This is a genomic window from Janthinobacterium sp. BJB426 (assembly GCF_002735705.1).
In the GTDB taxonomy this organism is placed as follows: Bacteria; Pseudomonadota; Gammaproteobacteria; order Burkholderiales; family Burkholderiaceae_D; genus Janthinobacterium.
In genome coordinates this window covers 70,930-94,634 of the sequence record NZ_PDZL01000010.1, presented here as the reverse complement: position 1 = coordinate 94,634, position 23,705 = coordinate 70,930, and the positions used below count along the sequence as shown (strand labels likewise).

At 62.0% G+C, this 23,705-nt stretch carries 18 protein-coding genes; 8 read left to right on the top strand and 10 right to left on the bottom strand.

Annotated elements, in window-relative coordinates; translation table 11 throughout:
• Positions 1-3 precede the first annotated feature (3 nt).
• From hslO to CSQ93_RS17190, 4 genes are all read left to right on the top strand, one after another.
• Positions 4-984, top strand: coding sequence for an Hsp33 family molecular chaperone HslO (hslO, locus tag CSQ93_RS17205; protein ID WP_099379089.1), 981 nt, complete (start codon positions 4-6; stop codon positions 982-984).
• Positions 985-1,135: 151 nt separating this feature from the next.
• Positions 1,136-3,550, top strand: coding sequence for a TonB-dependent receptor (locus CSQ93_RS17200; RefSeq protein WP_233516221.1), 2,415 nt, complete (start codon positions 1,136-1,138; stop codon positions 3,548-3,550).
• 23 nt (positions 3,551-3,573) lie between these two features.
• The gene (locus CSQ93_RS17195) at positions 3,574-4,692 is read left to right on the top strand and encodes a glycerophosphodiester phosphodiesterase (protein ID WP_442778336.1); all 1,119 of its coding nucleotides are present in this window, start codon (positions 3,574-3,576) and stop codon (positions 4,690-4,692) included.
• 164 nt (positions 4,693-4,856) lie between these two features.
• Positions 4,857-5,144: a hypothetical protein gene (locus tag CSQ93_RS17190; protein ID WP_099379086.1), complete on the top strand. Its 288-nt coding sequence runs from the start codon at positions 4,857-4,859 to the stop codon at positions 5,142-5,144.
• Positions 5,145-5,484: 340 nt separating this feature from the next.
• Here the strand turns inward: CSQ93_RS17190 and ftsB are convergent, their stop codons facing one another.
• The 3 genes from ftsB to CSQ93_RS17175 form a co-directional block, all read right to left on the bottom strand.
• Positions 5,485-5,808 (bottom strand): cell division protein FtsB, encoded by a 324-nt coding sequence (gene ftsB, locus CSQ93_RS17185; protein WP_099379085.1) that lies wholly within the window; start codon positions 5,806-5,808, stop codon positions 5,485-5,487.
• Between the two features lie 62 nt (positions 5,809-5,870).
• Complete coding sequence (gene eno / locus CSQ93_RS17180) at positions 5,871-7,154, bottom strand: phosphopyruvate hydratase (protein ID WP_034750709.1); 1,284 nt, start codon at positions 7,152-7,154, stop codon at positions 5,871-5,873.
• Between the two features lie 141 nt (positions 7,155-7,295).
• Entirely contained in the window at positions 7,296-8,948 is a 1,653-nt protein-coding gene (locus tag CSQ93_RS17175; protein ID WP_099379084.1) for a CTP synthase, read from the bottom strand.
• 246 nt (positions 8,949-9,194) lie between these two features.
• Here CSQ93_RS17175 and CSQ93_RS17170 point away from each other — a divergent pair, with 246 nt between their 5' ends.
• Positions 9,195-9,602 (top strand): PRC-barrel domain-containing protein, encoded by a 408-nt coding sequence (locus tag CSQ93_RS17170; RefSeq protein ID WP_071075939.1) that lies wholly within the window; start codon positions 9,195-9,197, stop codon positions 9,600-9,602.
• A gap of 30 nt (positions 9,603-9,632) precedes the next feature.
• Here the strand turns inward: CSQ93_RS17170 and CSQ93_RS17165 are convergent, their stop codons facing one another.
• The 5 genes from CSQ93_RS17165 to CSQ93_RS17145 all read right to left on the bottom strand — a co-directional run bounded on the left by CSQ93_RS17165 (position 9,633) and on the right by CSQ93_RS17145 (position 14,945).
• Positions 9,633-11,891, bottom strand: coding sequence for a TonB-dependent receptor domain-containing protein (locus CSQ93_RS17165; RefSeq protein ID WP_099379083.1), 2,259 nt, complete (start codon positions 11,889-11,891; stop codon positions 9,633-9,635).
• Positions 11,892-11,922: 31 nt separating this feature from the next.
• Entirely contained in the window at positions 11,923-12,702 is a 780-nt protein-coding gene (locus CSQ93_RS17160) for an energy transducer TonB family protein (RefSeq protein ID WP_158301274.1), read from the bottom strand.
• The gene (exbD, locus tag CSQ93_RS17155) at positions 12,699-13,124 is read right to left on the bottom strand and encodes a TonB system transport protein ExbD (RefSeq protein ID WP_051958971.1); all 426 of its coding nucleotides are present in this window, start codon (positions 13,122-13,124) and stop codon (positions 12,699-12,701) included. Before exbD ends, CSQ93_RS17160 begins: the two co-directional genes overlap by 4 nt.
• A gap of 3 nt (positions 13,125-13,127) precedes the next feature.
• Positions 13,128-13,883, bottom strand: coding sequence for a tonB-system energizer ExbB (gene exbB / locus CSQ93_RS17150; protein ID WP_099379081.1), 756 nt, complete (start codon positions 13,881-13,883; stop codon positions 13,128-13,130).
• Positions 13,884-14,024: 141 nt separating this feature from the next.
• Positions 14,025-14,945 (bottom strand): ChaN family lipoprotein, encoded by a 921-nt coding sequence (locus tag CSQ93_RS17145; RefSeq protein ID WP_099379080.1) that lies wholly within the window; start codon positions 14,943-14,945, stop codon positions 14,025-14,027.
• A gap of 189 nt (positions 14,946-15,134) precedes the next feature.
• On the opposite strand from CSQ93_RS17145, the gene CSQ93_RS17140 reads away from it, so the two are divergent.
• On the top strand, positions 15,135-16,544 hold the full coding sequence (locus CSQ93_RS17140; RefSeq protein WP_233516220.1) for an FAD-binding oxidoreductase: 1,410 nt from the start codon (positions 15,135-15,137) through the stop codon (positions 16,542-16,544).
• Here CSQ93_RS17140 and CSQ93_RS17135 read toward each other — a convergent pair whose 3' ends face one another.
• Positions 16,545-17,024 (bottom strand): GNAT family N-acetyltransferase, encoded by a 480-nt coding sequence (locus tag CSQ93_RS17135; RefSeq protein WP_233516219.1) that lies wholly within the window; start codon positions 17,022-17,024, stop codon positions 16,545-16,547. It abuts the gene before it with no gap.
• A 39-nt stretch (positions 17,025-17,063) separates the two neighbouring features.
• Entirely contained in the window at positions 17,064-20,204 is a 3,141-nt protein-coding gene (locus CSQ93_RS17130; RefSeq protein WP_099379079.1) for an error-prone DNA polymerase, read from the bottom strand.
• 97 nt (positions 20,205-20,301) lie between these two features.
• Here CSQ93_RS17130 and CSQ93_RS17125 point away from each other — a divergent pair, with 97 nt between their 5' ends.
• A complete protein-coding gene (locus tag CSQ93_RS17125; RefSeq protein WP_099379078.1) occupies positions 20,302-21,087 on the top strand; it encodes a PhzF family phenazine biosynthesis protein in 786 nt (261 codons plus the stop codon).
• 177 nt (positions 21,088-21,264) lie between these two features.
• Entirely contained in the window at positions 21,265-23,667 is a 2,403-nt protein-coding gene (locus CSQ93_RS17120; protein ID WP_099379077.1) for a TonB-dependent receptor plug domain-containing protein, read from the top strand.
• Positions 23,668-23,705: the final 38 nt, after the last annotated feature.

The following is a 23,705-nucleotide window of genomic DNA, read 5'->3' as shown; positions in this document are numbered from 1 at the left end:
AGAATGACGACTGAAACCACGGGCGCGGTCAGCGCAGCCGTTAGCGGCCAGGATACCCTGCAAAAATTTATTTTCGACAACGCCGCCGTGCGCGGCCAGTTCATCGACGTCTCCGGCACCTGGCAGGAAGTGGTGTCGCGCCACGCCTACCCGACAGCCGTGAAAAAAGTACTGGGCGAAATGGTGGCTGCCGCCGCCCTGCTGTCGGCCAACCTGAAATTCAACGGCTCCATCATCATGCAAATCCATGGTGACGGTCCCGTGCGCCTGATGGTGGTCGAGTGCGACTCCGACCTGCGCCTGCGCGCCACGGCCAAGCTGGACCCGGACGCCACCATCCCCGACGTGGCCACCGTGCCGCAATTGCTCAATGCCACCGGCAAGGGCCGCTTCATCATCACCCTGGACCCGGCCGACAAGGTGCCGGGCCAGCAACCGTATCAGGGCATCGTGCCGCTGGACGGCGATGACATGGCGACCGTGATCGAAAACTACATGTTGCGCTCGGAACAGCTCGATACGCGTCTGTGGCTGGCCACGGACGACACCGTATCGCGCGGCCTGCTGCTGCAAAAGCTGCCCCACCATGGCGGCAAGGCCGAAGCGACGCCCGTGTCGGAAGAAGCGGCACTGGACACGTGGAACCGCGCCGTGATGCTGGCGTCGACCCTGAAAGAGGCGGAAATCCTGTCGACGGACATCGAGACCCTGATGCAGCGTTTGTTCTGGGAAGAAACGATCCGCGTCTTCGACCCGCTGCACCCGAGCTTCCATTGCAGTTGCACGCGTGAAAAAGTGGGCAATATGCTCAAGATGCTGGGCGAGGAAGAAGTCAACAGCACCCTGGACGAAGTGGGACAAGTGGGTGTCAATTGCGATTTCTGCGGCCAGCACTATGAATTCGACAAGGTCGATTGCGCGCAGCTGTTCATCACGGATGCGCCAGCCGAAGTGCTCATCCCGCCAGCTGCCAGCATCAACTGATTATTACAGTTTCGCCATAATCTCTCCGCGCCGCCCCTCAGGCGGCGCAATTGTTTCTGCTGTCATATTCCCGTCATCAGTTCGTCATCAGCCCGTCACGCGCCGCCGTTACGCTGCGCAGCTTGTATTACTCCCCACTTTCCACAGGCTGATGATGACCACCCACTTGACGCTGGCCCTGCGCCGCCATTCCTTCCACGTTTTGCTGGGCGCTTGCGCCGCAGGCTTGAGTTTGCCTGCCCTGGCGCAAACGGCCGTCGCCGCCGCCGTGGCCTCGGCCACCGCCGACATGGCCACCGCTGCTGCGCCGGCTGCCGACGACAATGCGACGATGACCACCGTGGAGATTTCCTCGCGCAAGACGCGCTCTTCCGTCGCCCTGAGCAAGAATGAAATCCAGAAAATCCTGCCCGGCACGAATCCCCTGAAAGCCCTGCAAACCCTGCCAGGCGTCAGCTTCCAGACGGCCGATCCATGGGGCAACAACGAGCAGAACCTGTCGCTGTTCGTGCATGGCTTTTCCGGCCAGCAACTCGGTTACACCATGGATGGCGTGCCGCTGGGCGACCAGCAGTACGGCAACTACAACGGCCTGTCGCCGCAGCGTGCCGTCATCAGCGAAAACGTGCGCAGCGTCGTGCTGTCGTCCGGCGCGGGCGACCTGGCCACGGCCTCGACCAGCAACCTGGGCGGCACCATCGAAACCTATTCCAGCGACCCGCTGGCCACGCAGGGCGCCAGCGTGCAGCAAACCGTGGGCAGCCACCGCACCTCGCGCACGTTTGCCCGCTACGACACGGGCGCCTTCGGCGACGGCAGCAGCGCCTACTTTTCCATCCTGCACCACGAAGCGCGCGCCTGGGATTTCGATGCGCGCCAGGGCGGCGACCAGTTCAACGCCAAATACGTCAACCGCAGCGAGGCAGGCAAGCTGACCCTGTTCTTCAATTACTCGGACAAGATCGAACCGAACGAAGACAGCACCGTGCACGTGGCCGGCGAAACGAGCGCGCCGTACACGCGTCCCTTCCTGTACCCCGACTTCAAGGCGGCCCTTAATTACCTGTCGCCAACTGGCGCGACGCCTGCCGCGGACGGCAACAATTACCGCAATTACTACAGCGATGCGCAGCGCACCGATTACCTGGCCTACGCCAAGTTCGACGCCAACTTGTCCGAAGGCATGACATGGTCGAACCAGGTGTATTACCACAAGGATGACGGCGCGGGCGTGGTGGCCGGCCCCATCGGCGTGGCCGGCTTGCCTGGCCTGTTCAGCGTGTACTACCCGAAACAGAATTTGAAGGAAGTCTTCGGCAACTCGGGCTACGCCGTGCGCACGACGGAATACGACATCAAGCGCGGTGGCTTCCTTTCCACCCTGCGCAAGGAAATCGGCGAACACCAGCTGGAAGCGGGCCTGTGGCTGGAACAGAACCGCTCGTCCGCCTACCGCCGCTGGTATGCGCTGGACGTCAACAACCCGACCTCGCCGTATGACCGCCCAAGCAATCCTTTGATCACGCAGTACGGCAGCGAGATCGACAACAAGGTGGTGCAGCTGCACTTGCAGGATGAATGGCGCATCCGCCCCGATATCGCCCTGCAGGCCGGTTTCAAGTCCAGCCTGCAATTCGCCGATGGCCAGTTCCCCGTGCAGCCGGCCAAGGGCGCCATTTCCGGCGGTTCGACGGCCTTGCCGGTCGGCACCATCAACACGAAAAAATGGTTCTTGCCGCAAGTGGGCGCGCGCTGGGATTTCACGCAGCAAGACCAGCTGTACTTCAATATCCAGAAAAACATGCGCCAGTTCGTCACCTATGGCGGCGGTGGCGCCTCGCCATGGAGCTTGTCGAGCCAGGCCGCGTTCGACCTGTTCAAGCGCGACGCCAAGCCGGAAACGGCCCTCACCTATGAAGTGGGCGTGCGCGGCAGCCACGCGCTGAACCTGGGCGCCATCACGGCCATCGATGGCCAGGTCAATGTGTATCACGTCGATTTCAGCAACCGTTTGCTGCAGATCAGCCCGACCCCCGTGATTTCCTCCATCATTGGCGGCAACCCCGTGCTGGCCAACGTGGGAAGCGTGCGCACGGACGGCATCGATATCGCGGGTACCGTGCACTTCGGCAACAATTTCTCGTTCTACAATGCCCTGTCGTACAACCGCTCGCAGTACGCGGACAATTACAACAATGGCGCCGCGCTGGTGCTGACAGCGGGCAAGAACGTGCCCGGCTCGCCGGAGTGGCTGAACAAGTTTGTTGCTTCGGCTACCTTTGGCGATATCGAAGTGCAACTGACGGGAGACTATGTGGGCAAGCGCTACGCGACGTACACCAACGATCTGTCCGTCCCCAGCTATTTCCTGATGGGCCTGGGCGTGTCAGGCAAGCTGCCGGCCATGGCCAGCTGGTTGAAAAACCCGCGCTGGAGAGTGAACGTCAGCAACCTGGCCAACCGCGAAGGCTCGCTGAACGTGGTGGTCGGCGCGGCCGACAAGACATACAACACCTTCCCGATCGCCCCGCGCCAGGGCTTCCTCACCTTGACGGCGGATTTCTGATGCGCACGCCGCATATCGCCCCTGTGCTGCCCCAGCGTCACTTTTCGCGCCGCAGCTTCGTCCAGGCGGCCGTGGGCGGACTGGCCCTGGCCGCCGCGCCCGGCTTTGCGGCCGGCCTGCTGGAAACAAAACAGGCCCGTCCGCTGGTGTTCGCCCACCGCGGCGCCAGCGCCCTGCGCCCTGAACACACGCTGGCGTCCTACGCCAAGGCCATCCTCGACGGCGCCGACTACGTCGAGCCGGATCTGGTCGCCACGCGCGACGGCATCCTCGTGGCGCGCCATGAAAGCAATCTGATCGACACCACCGACGTGGCGCGCCGGCCCGAGTTCGCCAGCCGGCGCGGCAAGAAGCTGGTCGACGGCGAATGGCACGAAGGCTGGTTCGTCGACGACTTCACCCTGGCGGAACTGAAAACCCTGCGCGCCATCGAACGGCTGCCGAAAGTACGTACCGGCAACACCTTGTACGATGGACAATTCCAGATCCCGACGTGGGAAGAAATCATCGATTTTGTTGCAGCGCAATCAGCCGCCAGCGGACGCATCATCGGCCTCGTGCCGGAGCTGAAAAGCTCGACCTACTTCCGCGATGCGGGCCTGGCGCTGGAAGACCGTTTCCTCTCGACCCTGCTGGCGCACGAATACACGCGGCGCGCGCCGATCGAAATCCAGTCCTTCGAAGTAGCGAATTTGAAATACTTGCGCGAGAAGCTGGGACGGCGCGCCAACGTGCGCCTGATGCAGCTGGTGGTGGGTGGCGATATTCGCCCGACGGACGTGGCCAAGGCAGGCGGCAAGCTGACGTTCGGGCAAATGACGACGCCAGCCGGCCTGCGCGACATCGCCGCCTATGCCGACGTGGTGGCGCCGCCCACGCGGGGCGTCATCGCGCTGGGCGCCGATCAGCGCCTGGCCAAGCCTTCGTCCATCGTCGACGATGCGCACCAGGCGGGCTTGCTCTTGCATACGTGGACCTTCCGCCCGGAAAACCGTTTCCTGGCAGCTGACTTCCGCGATGGCAATGGCGAAAATGCGCGCAACGAAGCCGGTTCCGTGGCGGAAATGCGGCGCTACATCGAGACGGGACTCGACGGCTTTTTCAGCGACGATCCGGGTTTGGGACGCATCGCCGCAGGATAAACCGCAGGATAAACATTTCGTAACAAATTCATTTTCAGGGCGTGGCCGATGGCTACGCCCTTATTATTCGTTTCTTGAATTTCTGAAATTGGAATTTGAAATTGGACGCATATCGCAAACTCCATTATTGTGCAATGCAACAACAGACCATTCATGGAGGGCATATGTCCACTTTTACCAACACCTACAGCAACGACAACGACAACTACTTCAGCAACCTGGGCCGCGCCACGCGCGCTTTCCTGGGCGCCCTGCTCGCTTCCAAGCCGTACAGCGAACTGGCACAGAAGGAAGTCATCGCCACGAACATCAGCACCAGCAACGTCGAAGAACAGCGCTATGTGCGCCCAAGCAAGCGCGACATCGCCCTGCTGAACTCGGAAGCGGCCCGTTACGAAAACCTGATGCCGAACTTGGCCGCAGAATTGCGCTTCCTGGCGTCGCGCGGATAAAAAAACGCCCAGGCCGGCGTTGCCTGCGCCTCGCCGTACGTTCGTACTGTCTTCGGCTTGGCGCCTGGCCCTGGACGTTTTTTAAGCCAACTAAATACTAACAAGGATTTTTATATGATATTTCTCGAAACCGCACTGATCGCTGTTGCCATCGTGGTCACCAGCATCCATTTTTACCTGATCACGACCGGCAAGGCCCGTTTCTGATCAGCAAGCAGCAAGGCAGCAGCACGCCGCGCCATGCGGCCAGTCGTGCGTAGCAGTACAAGGTAACAAGGTAGTCATGTGACAGGTCAGCCTGGCAATCGGTCCAGGCTGGCAAGCGGGAAGTCGTACTATCTTAGTGTGGCGCAGCGGCGTCCACCGGCGTTTCCAGCAGTGGCGGGGTTTGTCCCTTGCGCACGATCTGCACGAAAATCTCATTCTGTTTGACCATGCCCAGCTCATAGCGGGCACGCTCTTCGACGGCGCCCGTCCCATCTTTCAGGTCGCGCACTTCGGATTCGAGCTTGGCGTTGCGCGCCTTCAATTCCATATTCTTCTTATTGGCCACCGCCACTTGGGATTCCATGTCGGCAACACGCAGCCAGCCGCCTTTACCCAGCCAGAGGGGAAATTGAATCAACAGCAGCAGGGCTGCCAGGGCGAGCGTAATCAGGCGCATGGGGCATTCAGTTAAAAAACCGGCCGGAACATTTCCGGCCGGCCAGTGGGTTTTACATCAGCTTACTTCAGATTATAGAACGCATCGCGGCCAGGGTAGCTGGCGATGTCGCCCAGGTCTTCCTCGATACGCAGCAACTGGTTGTACTTGGCCATGCGGTCCGAACGCGACATCGAGCCGGTCTTGATCTGCAGGGCGTTCGTGGCAACGGCGATATCGGCGATGGTCGAGTCTTCCGTTTCGCCCGAGCGGTGCGAAATGACGGCCGTGTAGCCGGCGCGCTTGGCCATTTCGATGGCGGCGAAGGTTTCCGTCAGGGTACCGATCTGGTTGATCTTGATCAGGATCGAGTTGGCGATGCCTTTCGAGATGCCTTCTTTCAGGATCTTGGTGTTGGTGACATACAGGTCGTCGCCGACCAGTTGCACTTTCTTGCCCAGTTCCGCCGTCAGGATCGCCCAGCCGTCCCAGTCGCCTTCATGCATCGCGTCTTCGATCGAGATGATCGGGTACTTGTCGCACCAGGTCGCCAGCAGGTTGGTGAACTCGGTAGCGGTCAGACTCAGGCCTTCGCCTTCCATTTCGTACTTGCCATTCTTGTAGAACTCGGACGCGGCGCAATCGAGGCCGATGGCGATCTGCGTGCCTGGCTCGTAGCCCGCTTCTTCGATAGCCTGGATGATCAGCTTGATGGCTTCTTCATGGTTGGCCAAGGATGGCGCGAAACCGCCTTCGTCGCCCACGTTGGTGTTCAGGCCCTTCTTGTGCAGGATCTTTTTCAGCGTGTGGAACACTTCCGCGCCGTAGCGGACAGCTTCCTTGAACGACGGGGCGCCCACGGGAATGATCATGAATTCCTGGATGTCCAGGTTGTTGTCGGCGTGTGCGCCGCCGTTGATGACGTTCATCATCGGCACTGGCATCTGCATGGCGCCCGAACCGCCGAAATAGCGGTACAGCGGCAAGCCCGCTTCTTCGGCGGCAGCCTTGGCAACGGCCATCGAGACGGCCAGGATGGCGTTGGCGCCCAGGCGCGATTTGTTTTCCGTGCCGTCCAGGTCGATCAGGGTACGGTCCAGGAAAGCCTGTTCATTGGCGTCCAGGCCCATGATGGCTTCGGAGATTTCGGTGTTGATGTTTTCGCATGCTTGCAGCACGCCCTTGCCGAAGTAGCGCTTGGCGTCGCCATCGCGCAATTCCACGGCTTCGCGCGAACCGGTCGAGGCACCCGACGGCACGGCCGCACGGCCCATCACGCCCGATTCCAGCAACACATCGCATTCGACGGTCGGGTTACCGCGCGAGTCCAGGATTTCGCGACCGATAATATCAACAATAGCACTCATGTCATTCTCCAAAGTTAAGCTTAACAGGGGGCTGCACACTGCGTTCTGATGCGCAATTGCACAAAGGGGGCAAAGAAACTCCCGGCGGGAACGATCTGGCCGGGAGCTGTCTTACGGGTAATACTGTACCGATCGACCGCGTTATTGCGCAGCGGCGTTGGCTTCTTTGTGCGCCAGCGCTGCCTTGATGAACGAGGTAAACAACGGATGGCCGGTGCGTGGCGTCGACTTGAACTCAGGATGGTATTGCACGCCCATATACCATGGGTGGGAATTTTCACCCGTGCGTGGCAATTCCATGATTTCGCACAAATCTTCGCTCGGCGTGCGGGCCGACACGATCAGGCCAGCCGTTTCGACACGGGCCAGGTAGTGATTATTGGCTTCGTAGCGATGACGGTGACGCTCGGTCACCACGCTGCCGTAGATCTCGGCGGCGAGGGTGCCCGGATTGACGGCGCAGGTCTGCGCGCCCAGGCGCATGGTACCGCCCAGGTCCGAGTTTTCATCGCGCAACTCGACTTTACCATCGTGGTTTTGCCACTCATTGATCAGTGCAACGACAGGTTGATCCGTATCAAGGTCGAACTCGGTCGAATTCGCGTTCGGCATGCCTGCCTTGTTGCGCGCGTATTCGATCAGGGCCACTTGCATGCCCAGGCAGATGCCCAGGTAAGGGATCTTGTTTTCACGAGCGAACTGGGCGGCCTTGATCTTGCCTTCCACGCCGCGCTTGCCGAAGCCGCCCGGTACCAGGATGGCATCGTACTTGGCCAGGTTGTCGCAACCGGTCGTTTCGATTTCTTCCGAATCGATGTACTCGATGTTGACGCGGCTTTCCGTGTGGATGCCGGCGTGGCGCAGCGCTTCGATCAGCGACTTGTACGACTCGGTCAGCTCGACATACTTGCCGACCATGCCGACGGTCACTTCCGCCTTCGGATGCTCCATCGTGTAGATCAGCTTGCTCCAGATCGACAGGTCGGCCGGTGCCGGATCGAGGTCCAGCGCGTCGCAGATGATCTTGTCGAGGCCCTGGTCGTGCAGCATTTGCGGCACTTTGTAGATGGTGTCGACGTCCCACACGGAAATGACGGCGTCTTCCTCGATGTTCGAGAACAGCGAGATTTTCGCGCGTTCGTCTTCCGGGATGGCGCGGTCAGCGCGGCACAGCAGCGCATTCGGCAAGATGCCGATTTCGCGCAGCTTTTGCACCGAGTGCTGGGTCGGCTTGGTCTTCAGTTCACCGGCCGAGGCGATGTAAGGCACCAGGGTCAGATGGACGAAAGCCGTGTTCTTGCGGCCGGCGCGCAGGCTCAGCTGACGCGCCGCTTCCAGGAAGGGCAGGGATTCGATATCGCCGACGGTGCCGCCGATTTCGCACAGGGCCACGTCGTAGCCTTCGGCGCCACGGCGGATGTAATCCTGGATTTCATTGGTGATATGCGGAATCACCTGCACGGTCTTGCCCAGATATTCGCCCCGGCGTTCCTTGCGGATCACCGATTCATAGATCTGGCCAGTGGTGAAGTTATTCACCTTTTTCATGCGGGTGGAGATGAAGCGCTCGTAGTGACCGAGGTCGAGGTCGGTTTCGGCCCCGTCATCGGTGACGAATACTTCACCGTGTTGCATAGGGCTCATCGTGCCAGGATCGACGTTGATATACGGGTCGAGCTTGAGCATGGTGACTTTAAGGCCGCGCGATTCGAGGATCGCGGCGAGGGAGGCGGCGGCAATCCCTTTTCCAAGGGAAGACACAACGCCACCAGTGACGAAGACAAATTTGGTCATTGCAGATGGTGCCGAACGGCACGTGCGGGAAATTGAAATTATACACTAAAGCCCGCCTGCGTCGCTCCCCGCGCACGGAAATTTGCGGCAAATACCGACTATCCCTCCCCCTCCTGCTGTCTACACACAACAAAATTGCGTAGTGGCAATAATTGAAATATTTCCAATTCCATATATTGTGTGGGAGAGCGAACAGACCCTGCCGCGCCCTGGCGGCAGACTGGCATTTTCAACAGGAGGTCCATCATGAGCTACGAAGAACGCGACGCCTACGGCATGTATGTCAACCGCGGCCACAAAGGTCCCGGCCCCGAACTGATGGGTGCCGACACCCTGATCGGCGACCATGTGCACAACGCCAAGGATGAACATCTGGGCGAAATCAAGGAAATCATGATCGACATGCGCAGCGGCAAGATCGCCTATGCCGTCATGTCGCACGGCGGTGTCTTCACCATCGGCGAAAAGCTGTTCGCCGTGCCCTGGGAAGCGCTGCTGCTCGACACCGTCAACAAGCGCTTCACCCTCAACGTCGACAAGGAGCGCATCGAAAATGCGCCCGGCTTCGATACGGATAACTGGCCGAACATGGCCGATACCACGTGGGCCCAGTCCATCCATAGTTACTACGGAACGACACCACGCGAGTATTAATCAAGCCAAAGCGCGGGGCTGGGGTCTGCTTTAAAAGCGGTACTCCAGCCCAGCCACATACGTCCTGCCCCGCGCCGTGCTCAGCGGCGTGTTGTCCTGCGACTGCGACGGCATCGAGTTCAAACGGTTCAGCGCTTCCGAGAAATCCTTGTTCATGGCGTTTTGCACGGACAGGCGCAGGAACAGATTTTTCGTCACCTGCCAGCTCGCATACAAGTCGATCACGGCCGGGATCTTCGGATTCTCGGCCTTGAGCACTTCGCCCGTCGCTTCATCGGCTTCATTGTCCGGCGACAGGCGGCGGTTCGAACCCGTGTGCTTGAGAATGGCGCCCACTTCCAGCTTGTTGTCCAGCAGGCGCGTGCCCACGTCGAGGTTGTAATACACGCTGGGCAGCTCGCTGATGTCGGCCGCGCCAAACCAGGCGCTGGCGATCGACGTGGGCTGGCGCGTCGTTTCACGCGTGTACGACAGGCGCGCATAGGCCGGCCCCAGATGATATTGCGCTTCCAGTTCCCAGCCGCGCGAGTACACGGGCGTGGCCGAGTTGATGTAGATATACATATTGGTCATGTAGTCATCCACATTCTGCCAGTCGTTGGCCAGCACTTCCGCGATATTGCACTTGCGGCCGCGGTCGCACACGAGGAAGGACTGGCTGGTGATATAGCCGTCGATCTTGCTCTTGAAATACAGGGCCTTGAAGTTCAGCACATCATTCTTGCTCAGCAAGCCATGCAGGCTGGAATTGAAACCCAGCTGATAGGTGCTGGCCCGCTCGCCCTTAAGGAAGGGGTTCATCGAGGCCCCGCCGTCATTCGAAAAAAACACTTCCTGCGGATTCGGCCCGCGCATCGTGCGCTCGGCGCTGGCAAACGGCTGGAACCACGGCGTCACTTGCGCGGAAACGAGCAGCGAAGGATTGATGCCATGCTCCTTGAGCGCAATATTGCTCGCCCCTTGCGGGAAACACTGCACGCGCGGGTCGCAGGCGGGCTTGTAGCCGGTCAAATCAAAGTGCGTGTAATTGAGGCCCGCATTGACTTGAACAATGCCGCGGTTGTATTGCAGGCCCGCATACAGGCTGTTGATCTTTTGCACGCCCTCGGGGCCAAACGTATTGTTTTCAATCGATTGCTGGTTCGCGTCCGGATTGTCCGGATCGTCGACGAGGCTTTCCACGTGCTTGCTGTATTTATTGCGCATCAGCTTGCCGCCTATGGTCACCAGCGCATCGCCGCCAGCCAGCCTGAAGCTGCTGGTGTTGTTGATGTCGACAGCGTCGGCGCGGTTGGCCGCATTCGTGTTGATGAAATTGGTCAGCGCCTCGGGCATGTATTTCTGGTTGCCGCGGCTGCTGCTGGCCACCACATTGAGGTCGATCAATTCCGAAAACGGCGTGTAGTGATATTTTACGTAGTAGTCATTGCTGCGGATGTCGCGGCGCGTAAACGTGCTGCGGTAATCGCGCGCCGACAGTTCCAGCGCATGGAAGTCGCTCAACTTGAGGTCCAGCTTCAGCAGCTGCGACTTGGGTTTCTGTTTGTAATAGCGGTTGTAGCCGAAACCGAATTCCTCGCTGTTGACGCCCTTGGCATTCTTGTAGTTGTTGCCGATCACGCTAGCGCTGGTGGCAGCCATGAAGCCTACGCTGCCGCCATCGAAGGCGGGGTTTTTCATGGCCACGGCCAGCATGGCGCTGCGCCCCACGCCGTTATTGCCGGTCGACATTTTCGTGCGCACTCCCGTTTTTTCACCGGAGAAGACCACGTCATCGACGCCGATGGTGCGGAAATTGGCGCTGCCGGCCAGCGCATTGACGCCGTCGCCACCGACGACATTGCCGCGTGACACATCCACGCCGATGATGAAGTTCGGGTCGATCAGGGCGCCGAACTGGCTGCTAGGCACGCCACCGTGCGACACGGACGATGGCGCGCTGCCATAGTAATTCTGGCTCACGCCATCGACCATCATGTTGACACGCCCCAGGCCCGACAGGCCGCGGATGTTGACGCTGACGGCGCCCTGCGCCGGGTCGATCTGGGTAAACGTGCCCGGCATGCTGCGCACGATCTGGTCGACGCTCTGCAAGCGCGTATCGGCCCCGCGCGCGCTGACGGCGCCCGGTTTTTCCAGCGCCTGCTGTTCCGCCGGGACAGTTTCACCCGATACATTCAGCGGCGAAAATTCCACCTTGCCACTGTCTTGCGCCTGTTGCGCCCATGCCTGCTGCGCGAGCAAAGCCATGCAGATGCCCACGGCCTGCGTCATTGTCTTGATATGCATACACCCTCGATTTCTTATGTGATTGAAAAATTCAGCTGGCGCCGTGACCGTTCCCGGCATCGAGCTTGAACGACACGGGCAAGGTGACCGTCACCGTGCCCTGTCGCAATACGCTGGCGGGCGGCGCCGGCAGCGGCTGCGCGCGCTGCAGCACTTGCAAGGCCTCGCGGTCGAGCAGCACCGTGCCCGACGAGGTGAGCAGTTCGCTGGCCAACAATTTGCCGTCGCGGTCCACCTGGAAGCGCACCCAGGCGGCGCCAGCCTTGTTGCGCTGGCGCGCGTCGCCCGGATAGCGCTTGAAGTGGGCCAGATGGCCGAGCACCCGGCTTTGCCAGCTGGCCGGCGCCGCGCTGGCGGGCGGCGTATCGCTGTCGAACGGCGCCGCCTGCGGACCGCGCACGGGGCTTGGCGCCGGTGTGGCGCTGCTGCTGGCCTGCGCGGGCACGGCAGCTTCCTTCGCGGCATCCTTGCCAGGATCGGGCGACGGTCTGGTTTCCGCCTTCGCCTCTTTTTCCGCGGCGACGATGTCCGGCGCGGCGGCGCGTGCCAGCACCGGCAAGGCTTCCTGCCGGACTGCACTCTTGGGCGGCCGTGCAGCGCTGGACGCGGCCGACTGGCGCGCGCCCACGGCATGCGCCACCCGCGTTTCCGGCGACATCGCTTGCGCGGCAAAGACCAGCATCACGCTGGCGGCCGGGTTGGCGGGCGCCACGGTGACGGGTTGCCAGCTGGCCCACAGCAGCAGCGCCAACGCGGCGGCCGCCACCAGCGACGTGGCGATGCCCCAGTTCAATGCAGGGCGCGGATTCACCCGCCCTCCCGGCCCACCAGGCCCACTTTCAGATAGCCGGCCTGGCGCAGCGCGTCCATGACGCCCAGCACGTCTTCATACGCGGCTTGCTTGTCGGCCTGGAAAAACAGCGTGCGCTGGCGGTCGCCGCCCGTCTGGGCGTCGAGCAGGCTGCCCAGCTGCTCGCGCGCCACGGGCGACTCCCCCAGGTACAGGCTGTGGTCCGCTTTCAGGGAAACGAACAGCGGTTTTTCGGGACGCGGTTCGGGCTTGGCCGTGGCGGCCGGCAAGTCGATTTTCAGGTCGACGGTGGCCAGCGGCGAGACCACCATGAAGATGATCAACAGCACCAGCATCACGTCAATGAAAGGCGTGACATTGATCTCGCTCAACTCCGGCATGTCGGCCGTGTCGTCGTCCGACGAAGGAAACAGGGACGCCATGGCTCAGGCCTGCTTGCGCATGTCGAGGTCCCGGCTCAGCATCAGCAGCACTTGCGCGGAAGCGGCGCGCAGCTGCGCCTTGTACTGGTTGATGCCGCGGCTGAGCACGTTATAAATGACGACGGCGGGTATCGCCGCCACCAGGCCCAGCGCTGTCGCCAGCAAGGCTTCCGCGATGCCGGGCGCTACTGTCGCCAGATTCGTGCTCTGGCTGACGGCGATGCCGATAAAACTGTTCATGATGCCCCACACGGTGCCGAACAGGCCGACGAACGGCGCCACGGCGCCGATGCTGGCCAGCAGGCCGATGCCGTGCGTCATGCCGCGCACCTGCTGCGCAATGAGCTGCTCCTGGCGAAAGCCGGCCCGCTCCTTCAGGGCTACCGCCGGGGCATTGACGTGCGACAGGCTCAGCTCCTGCTGCACATCGTCGAGTAGTTGCCGCGCCAGCGAAGTGCTGCCCGCGCCCTCCACTTTGGCGGCCGCATCGGGCAAGGAAGTGGCCGACTTCAGCATGGCGACGGCTTGCGCCGCCTCGCGTCGGGCTTGCAGCAAACTGGCGCCCTTCACCAGCAAGACCACCCAGGTGGCCAGCGCGGCGACCAGCAAACCGATGAGCACGCTTTTGACGACCTGGTCTGCGGCGAAAAACATGCCCAGCGGCGACATGTCATGGGGCAAGGCGGACGCTTGCGCGGTGGCGTGACAGAGGGAAAGAACGGCACCGCAGCTGGCGGCTTTGATACGGAGGATACGCATGAGAACTTTGACAGGTAACAGGCATGGCTGCGCCAATGGCGCGCACGCGCATGCAAAAAAATCGGACGGACTACCTGGCTGCTGCGGGGGAGCTTGCTGGGGGAGAATGCCGGGCAGAACGCCCGGCGGACATACAAGGAATTATTTGGCGCTGGCGACGGCGGGCGCCACAACCGGCGTGAACCAGACAAAATCCGCCTGCGGCGCCAGCACCGTGGCGCCCTGCTGTGCCAGAACCAGCACCAGCGGCGCCGGGCCACCCGTCAAGTCCTGCACGTGCAGCGGCACGCCCAGGTTCTTGTGCGCATGGTAGGCGCCGGCGATCAGCACGGCCGGCGCGGGCGCGGCCAGCAGGCGCTCGGCCATGCGGCGGTCGCGCTGCTGCTGCACCGACAGCATGGCGGCCAGGCGCGGCTCATCGATCTGGTTGTCATGCATGACGCGGATGATGTCCTTCAATTTGTCATGCACCTTGCCATCGTTGGCCAGGTTCGAGTGCTTGCCCTGCACGGCCGGCTTGTCGATAAACAGTTGCTTGATCTCGCTGCGGTCCAGGTTGGCCGACCAGACGGGATACGGCGCGCGCATCACGGTCATGACCAGGTCGCCATATTGTTCCCACTTCCAGCTCGGCTGCCAGGCCAGCAGCTCGGCCACGTGTTCGGGGCGCACCACGGGATCCGTCTGCAGCCACGGCTTGACCTTGTCCACCTTGGCTTGTTGGTCCGGGTTCAGCATTTCCAGCAGCACGCTGCCTTGCGGGCGCTGGCCCTGCAGTTGCTGCAGCAGCCATTGCTCGATCTGGTGATGGCTGAGCTGGTCATGCTGTTCGCCGACAATGATCCTTGGCGCGGTGGCCAGCTGGGCCAGCAATTGTTCGGCAGTCACGCGCTGGCCGCTGCGCAGGTCGACGATCTCGCCCAGCTGGCGCACGTCTTGTACAGTAGCGGACGCTGTGGCGGCGCCGGTGGCCGTGCCTGCAACCGGGGCGACGCTGCTGCAGGCGCTCAACGCCAGTACGCAGGCGGGCAGGACGGCAGCGAGGGACAAGGGGAATTTCATGGGCATGGCCTTTCGGGTGGAAGCACGCATTGCAAAATAACTACTGGCGGGCATTTTAATAGAAATGATTCTCATTTACAACCAATGTACGCTGAACCAGACAGATTTTTTTACAACTGGCAAAAATCAAAATGGTGCTTCGGTGAAATCCCCGGGCGCGGAGTAGAATAAAAAAAACGGAGGACTCGCGTGAATCAAACTGACCAGTTGGCGGTACTGAAAAAACCGCTGCCAGAATCCCTTGCTGCCGTACTTTCCCTGATCTTTGCCGACCGCTTTTCCATGACACAAGCCATGCGCGCACACCATGGCCGCGACGAGTCGAGCTATCCTCCCATGTTACCGGACGCCGTCATCTTCGCCCATTCCACCGAGGAAGTGGCGGCCGCCGTCAAGCTGTGCAGCGCGCACGACGTGCCCGTCATCGCCTACGGCAGCGGCACTTCGCTTGAAGGTCACGTGCTGGCCCTGCATGGCGGCGTGACGATTGATCTGTCGAAAATGCACCAGATGGTGGCAGTGCATAGTGAAGACTTGACGGCCACCGTGCAGGCGGGTGTGACGCGCAAACAGCTCAATGAAGAAATCCGCGACACGGGCCTGTTCTTCCCCATCGACCCCGGCGCCAATGCGTCGCTGGGCGGCATGGCTGCCACGCGCGCCTCGGGCACGAACGCCGTGCGCTACGGCACCATGCGCGAAAACGTGCTGGCCCTGACGGTGGTGACGGCCGATGGGCGCATCATCAAGACGGGGACCAGGGCGAAAAAATCCTCGGCCGGCTACGACCTGACGCGTTTGTTCGTCGGCAGCGAAGGGACGTTGGGCATCATCACGGAAGTGACCGTCAAACTGTATCCGCTGCCGGAAGCGATCTCGGCGGCCGTATGCTCGTTTCCCGGCACGGGCGAGGCCGTCAGCGCCGTGATCCAGACCATCCAGATGGGTATTCCTGTGGCACGGGTCGAGTTTCTCGATGAAAATGGCGTGAAAGCCATCAATGCCTACGACAAGATGGCGCTGCCGGAGAAACCCTTGTTGCTGTTTGAATTTCACGGCACGCCGGCCAGCGTGGCCGAGCAAGCGCAGCTGGTGCAAGCCATCACGGCGGAACACGGCGCCAGCGATTTCGAGTGGGCCAGCCGCCCGGAAGACCGCTCTCGCCTGTGGGCCGCACGCCATAACGCGTATTTCGCCCTGTTGCAGATGCGTCCCGGCAGCCGCGCCATTTCCACCGACTGCTGCGTGCCGATTTCGCGCCTGGCCGAATGCATCCTGGCCACCAAGGCCGATTGCGAGGCGCAGGGCCTCGTCTACGCCATCATCGGCCACGTCGGCGACGGCAATTTCCACGTGCAGATGCTGGTCGACCCGGACGACCCCGCCGATATCGCGCGCGCGGAAAAGGTCAACAGCGACATGGTCACGCGCGCCATCGGCATGGATGGTACGTGCACGGGAGAGCATGGCGTGGGCATGCACAAGATGGCTTTCCTGGTGGAAGAACATGGTGCAGACGCCATCGACACCATGCGCGCCCTGAAACACGCGCTGGACCCGAAGAACATCATGAATCCGGGCAAGATCGTGCGCTGGTAATCAGGCCGTCAATGCCATACGCATCGGCACGAAGGCTATGCCATCCATTTCCACCTTCGGCCCCGTGGCGACAAAGCCCAGGCTTTCATACAGAGGCAAGGCATACAGCGAGGAATTGACGGTAAAGGCCGTCACATCGCCTTTGGCCAGCGACGCATCGCGGGCAGCCTGCCACAGCCGGCGCGCCATGCCGCGCCGGTGCAGGGCGCGCGGCACGAACATGTGGAACAGATGCGTGTTGTCGCGCATGGCCACAACGCCGGCCAGTGCGCCGTCGATATGCGCGAGCTGATACGCGTAGCGAGTCTGCGACAGATAGCCTTCGATGGCCGACTGGCGGCAGTGTTCGATGAACTTTTCCGCCCCCGCGCCATCAGGGTGCAAGGTCAGAAAGGGCATCAGGTCGTCGATCAGGGCGACGATGGCGGACGCGTCGGCAACCAGGGCGGGACGCAATGTCGGTTCGGGCAAAGTAGTCATATAACAATCATGCCATCAGCCGGATAATGTTGACAAGCATCAACAGAAATCCCGGCTGCTGGTGCGCAAGCGTCCCAGCAAATGCGACATGTCGACCAGGCGCTTGGCCACCAGATTGCGCACGATGCCTTCGCGCTGCCACACGCCATACACGCCCAGCAGCGGCGCGCTCAGTACTTCGCGTCGCTGGCTTTCCACCAGGTCGGGCCAGACGATGACGTTGACGGTGCCCGTCTCGTCTTCCAGGGTCATGAAGATCACGCCCTTGGCCGTGCCCGGACGCTGGCGCACGGTGACGATGCCGCAGGCGCGCGCCAGTTGGCCATCCGTGTAGCTGGCCAGCGCGGACGCGGGCAGGAAACGCTGTTCCAGCAATTGCCTGCGCAGCAGCGCCAGCGGGTGGCGGCCCAGGGTCAGGCCTTGCGCACGATAGTCGCTGACGATGCTCTCGCCTTCCGTTGGTGCGGCCAGCACGGGCAAGTCTTCCTCTTGCGTGGTGACGCGCAGCAAATCCTTGTCAGGCACGGCGCCGGCCGCCTGCCATAGCGCCTCGCGCCGGTGGCCAGCCAGCGCGTGCAGGGCGTTGCCAGCAGCCAACACCTGCAAGTCATGACGGTCCAGGCCACCACGCCGCGCCAGGTCGGCCACGTCGACAAAGGCGGTGATGGCGCGCGCATCCTCGATGCGCAGGGCCGCCTCGGCGCGCATGCCGAACAGACTGTTCAAGCCCAGGCGCACGGCGGGCGCGGCGCCCTGCCCGTCTTCCAATGCCGCTTCCCAGGCGCTGATGGCCACGTCGACGGGCAGCACGTGTACGCCATGCCGGCGCGCATCCTGCACCAGTTGCGAGGGGCTGTAAAAGCCCATGGGCTGGCTGTTGAGCAAGGCGCACAGAAAGGCGGCCGGCTCGTGGCATTTCAGCCAGGAACTGGCGTACGTCAGCAGCGCGAAACTGGCCGCGTGCGACTCGGGAAAACCATATTCGCCAAAGCCCTCGATCTGGCTGAAGATGGCCTCGGCAAACTTTTTTTCATAGCCATTGTCCACCATGGCATCGACGATGCGGTCATGGTAATTGTTCATGCCGCCCTTGCGTTTCCAGGCCGCCATGGCGCGCCGCAACTGGTCCGCCTCGCCGGGCGTGAAATCGGCCGCGATGATGGCCACCTGCATCACCTGCTCCTGGAAAATCGGAATGCCCAGGGTACGTCCCAGCGCCTTTTCCAGGCCCTTCGGATAGTCGACAGGTTCTTTCTGCTGGCGCCGCTGCAGATACGGATGCACCATGCCGCCCTGGATGGGGCCGGGACGCACCAGCGCCACCTCGATGACGAGGTCGTAGAATTCACGGGGGCGCAGCCGGGGCAGCATGCTCATCTGGGCGCGCGACTCGATCTGGAACACGCCGATGGTGTCGGCCTCGCACATCATGTCGTAGGTGGCGGGGTCTTCGGCAGGGATATCCTGCAGGCGAAATTCCTCGCCGCGCCGCGCACTCACCAGTTCCAGCGCGCGGCGCAGGGCCGACAACATGCCCAGCGCCAGCACATCGACCTTCATCAAGCCCAGCTCCTCGAGGTCATTCTTGTCCCACTCGATGACGCTGCGCTCGGCCATGCTGGCGTTTTCAATCGGCACCAGTCGCGACAATTTTCCTTGCGCAATCACAAAGCCGCCCGGATGCTGCGACAGATGGCGGGGAAAACCCAGCAACTGCTGCGCCAGGCCGGCCCACTGCTGCGACAATTTCGCCTCCGGGTCGAGCCCGCATTCGGCCAGGCGCTCCAGCAGATCGCGCTTGCCGTCGAACCAGCGATGCGCCTTGGCCACTTTTTCCACGATGGCCAGGTCGATCCCCAGCGCCCGGCCGCTGTCGCGCAAGGCGCTCTTCGGCCGGTAGCTGATCACCACGGCCGCCAGCGCGGCCCGCTCGCGGCCATATTTGCCATAGATATATTGAATCACCTCTTCGCGCCGCTGGTGCTCGAAGTCGACGTCGATGTCGGGTGGCTCGTTGCGTTCGCGCGACATGAAGCGCCCGACCAGCGAATTACCGCGCGCCGGGTCCACTTCCGTGATGTGCAGGCAATAGCAGACGGCCGAATTGGCGGCCGAGCCCCTGCCCTGGCACAGGATGTTTTGCGAGCGGGCAAAGCGCACGATGTCGTACACGGTCAAAAAGTATGCTTCATACGACAGCTCGGCGATCAGCGCCAGCTCCTGCTCGATCTGCTCCTGCACGTTGGCCGGAATACCCAGCGGAAAGCGGAGGCGCGCACCCGCATACGTCTCTTCGCGCAGATAGGTCGCCGGCGTGTGGCCGTGCGGTACCAGCTCGACTGGATAGTCATAGCACAGGCTGGCGAGGGAAAATGTACACTTCTTGGCGATGCGCAAGGTTTCCGCCAGCGCTTGCGGCGGATACACATTGGCCAGGCGCAGGCGCGCGCGCAGATGCTGCTCCGCGTTTTGCGCCAGCGCATAGCCGCAATCGCCCACGGGCTTGCCCACGCGTATCGCGCACAGGGTGTCGAGCAGGGGCTTGCGCGAACGCACGTGCATGCACACATGGCCCACAGCCACCACGGACAAGCCCAGCGCCTGCGCCGCCGCCTGCACGGCGCTGCGGTGTGCGTCATCCTGCGCCCGCTGCAGCAGGTTCAGGCCGATCCAGCTGCGCTCGCCGCCAAAGGTGGACACCATCCACGCTCCCTGTGCGCGCAGCGTCCCGGACTGGGCCGGGTAGCTGGGCAGCAAGATCATCAGGCAGCCGGGCAAGCCCTGCAAATGGGCAAACTCCGCCGAAGGCGCGGCGAAATCATCAGGCGTCAGCAAATAGCTGCCCTTGGCCGCCCGCGTGCGCGCCATGGTGATCAGTTCCGACAAATTGCCGTAACCGTCGATGTCTTGCACAAGCGCCAGCAAGGACAGGGCCGGACTGCCGTCGGCCTGCGTCAAGTGAAAATGCGCGCCGATAATCAGCGGAAAACCAGCCCGCTTGGCCGTCGCATGGGCGCGCACGACACCGGCCAGCGAGCACTCGTCCGTGATGGCCAGCCCCTTGTAGCCTAGCTGAACGGCGCGCGCCACCAGCTCTTCCGCATGCGAGGCCCCATGCAGGAAGCTGAAATTGCTCAGGCAGTACAACTCAGCATACTCGGGTAAGACTGCGCCCCACATGATCCACCTCAATACTGTATATAAATACAGTATATTATACTTATCTGGAATCGGGCTTATCGTTTATGCTGATGTTTTACCTTGCACATCATCCGCCATGATCGTCCACTTATTAAAATGTTTCGGCGCCGCACCCGGTGGCGGCAATGCGGCGCTGGTCGTGGAGAACGACGACAGCAGTGAAACGGCGCGCCAGCAATTCGCCCGCGAGCGCAATGTGAGTGCCTGCGTCTTCCTCGACCGGCAAGCGGACGGCGGCATCGTGCTTGACTATTTTTATCCGCACACGCGCAGTCCCCTGTGCCTGCATGCCACCCTGGCCGCCGCGCATGTGCTGCTGACGGCGCCTGGCGCCCCGGCAACCCTGACGGTAAGCACGGCCATGCGCGGGCAAGCCTTGCAGCTGGAGTGCAACGCCGCCGGTCTATTCATCAGCCTGGCGCCGCAGCCGGCGCCTGCCGTCATGCTGGAAAAATATGTGCCGTCCGAACTCATGGGCCAACACATGCACTTGCTGTCGCCGCCCGTCATCGCCTCTGTCGGCAGTCCGAAGCTGCTGCTGGAAGTGGCCGACCGCACCATCCTGCGCGCGCTGCGGCCGAACCTGGAACTGATCGCCGACTGGAGCGCCTTGCACAAGGTTAACGGCTGCTATGCGTATTGCCGCACGGGCGAGCACGAGTACGAAGGGCGCAACTTCAACCACCTCGATCCGGCGCTGGAAGACAGCGCTACGGGTGTGGCGGCGGGCGCGCTGGCAGCGCATTGGCAACAGTCGCTGAGCCTGCATCAGGGTCACGTGACGCAGCAGCCGTGTTTGATCCAGGTGCAGTACAGCGCGCAGGCCATCCGGGTGGGCGGCATGGTGCAACGCAGCACCTGAATGGGGCATGCCGCACCAGCGCAAGGCAAGCCAGGCAGCAACGAAAAGATAATCAACCAGGAAACAACAGTTACAGCAAATTTGTAATAACAAAACAAAGTATCGCTGGTGAATGCTGAAATGATGGCACTAGAATCAAGTCACGAATCTTGCTCATCAGCCACTTGGAGATACTGCGTGCCGACCCTCACCACCTTGCGTAAAGCAGTCCTTATCAGCCTGTACGGCAGCGCCGCCCTGGCCGTTTTCAGTCCCGCCGCCATGGCCCAGAACACGGAAGCGGCCGCCACGGACGGCCCCGTGCAAACGGTCAGCGTGGTCGGCTCGCGCCGGGTTGCCAGTTCCGCCACCGATACCATGGTGCCGGTCGATATCATTCCCATTTCCAAGGTGGCCGAACAAGGCGGCCAGTTTGACCTGGCGCAATCGCTGCAATACATCTCGCCCTCGTTCAACTCCACGCGCCAGACGGGCGCCGACGGGGCCGACCTGATCGATTCGGCCGCCCTGCGCGGCCTCGGCTCCGACCAGACCCTGGTGCTGGTGAACGGCAAGCGGCGCCACACGACGGCCCTGGTCAACCTGTTCGGCGCGCGCAACCGCGGCAACACGGGCACGGACATGAATGCGATTCCCTTGTTGGCGATCAAGAACGTGCAAGTGCTGCGCGACGGCGCCGCCGCCCAGTACGGCTCGGACGCCATTGCCGGCGTGATCGACATCGAACTGAAGAAAAGCCTGGGCTGCGAAGCGGTGGCCGGCTACAGCCAGTATTCCGAAGGCGACGGCAAGAATTACATGACCTCCGCCTATTGCGGCATCGCGCTGGGCGACAAGGGCACCCTGGCCATCACGGGCGAATACCTGGACCGGGGCCGCTCGAACCGGGCCGATGCGGACAGCATGCGCATCATCGGCGACACCAAGTCCAAAAACAAGACCCTGTACGTGAATGGCGACTACGCCACCAGCGGCACGGGCAAGCTGTACTTCACGGCCGGCGCGCAGACGCGCGACGCGTCCAGCGCCGCATTCGGCCGGGGCGGCATCGGCAGCGACGACATTCCATCGCGCAATTCGGCCGCCATGTATCCGGACGGTTTCGTGCCTTTCATTAACGGCAAGATCGACGACCAGTACGCCACCATCGGCCACCGCAGCCAGATCGGCGAATGGCATGCGGACTTTTCGCAAACCTATGGCTACAACAAGATGCGCTATGACATCAGCCATACCTTGAACGCCTCGATCGCCAATCTCGACCTGATGAACGGCGGCAAGGGCATCAGCGCCAGCAGCTATGACGCGGGCGGCTTCTCGTTCCAGCAGCTGACCAGCAACGCCGACTTCAGCCGTTACTACGACACAGTGATGCGCGGCATGAACGTGGCTTTCGGCGCCGAATACCGCAGCGAGGAATACAAGATCATGGCCGGCGAACCGGGCTCCTACAGCGACGCCGACGGCGTGGGCGTGGGCGGCAATGCGGGCAGCCAGGGCTTTCCCGGCTTCCAGCCCGGCGACGCCACCAAGGCCAAACGCCACAGCATCGCCGCGTATGGCGACGTGGAACTGGACTGGACGGAGCGCCTGAAGACCCAGGCCGCCCTGCGCTATGAAAAATTCAGCGACTTTGGCTCCACCGTGACGGGCAAGCTGGCCGCCAGCTATAAAGTGGCGCCGAACGTGCTGCTGCGCGGCTCGGCCAGCACGGGTTTCCGCGCGCCATCGTTGCAACAAGTGTATTTCTCGTCCACCTTCACCGACTTCATCGGCGGCGTACCCACCGACGTGGTGCTGGCGCCGAACGGCGGCGCCGTCGCCAACGCGGCCGGTATTCCGAAGTTGAAAGAGGAAAAATCCACCAGTTTTACCTTGGGCACCACCTGGACGCCAACGCAAGCCATTTCCGTCACGGCCGACCTGTACAACATCAAGATCAAGGACCGCATCGTGCTGTCGGGCCGCTTCAACGCGGACAACTACCCGGACCTGGCCGCGCGCCTGGCCCTGCTGGGTGTGGGCGAGGCGCAATTCTTCGTCAACTCCATCGACACGCGCACGCGCGGGCTGGACCTGACGGCCTCGCACAAGGGAGAATTGGCCGGCAACCGCCTGAACACCTTCCTGGCCTTGAATTTGAGCAAAACGGAAGTGACGAAAGTCAAGACGCCCGCCTCGTTGACGGGCTTCGAGGATGTTCTGCTGTCCGAGCGCGAACGCCTGTTCATCGAGCAGGGCGGCCCGCGCGCGAAAGCCACCCTGGGCTTCGACTACATCACGGGCAAGCTGGAATCCGACCTGCGCATCATCTATTTTGGTCCGCAAACCCTGGGCACCTTCAGCGGCACGGCCGAAGGCGTACCGAACGCACGCTATGCGGCCAAGACCTCGGCCGACCTGAGCTTCACCTACAGCATCAGCAAAAATACCAAGCTCACTTTTGGCGGCAACAACATCTTCAACGTCAAGCCGACCACGCAAAACGCGGATGAAACGGATAACGGCTTCAAATACGACAGCGTGCAGTTCGGCCTGAACGGCGCTTCGTATTTCGGACGGCTGTGGGTGAAGTTCTGATCACCGTGTCCGTATAAGAAAACAGCGGCTGCGCCAGC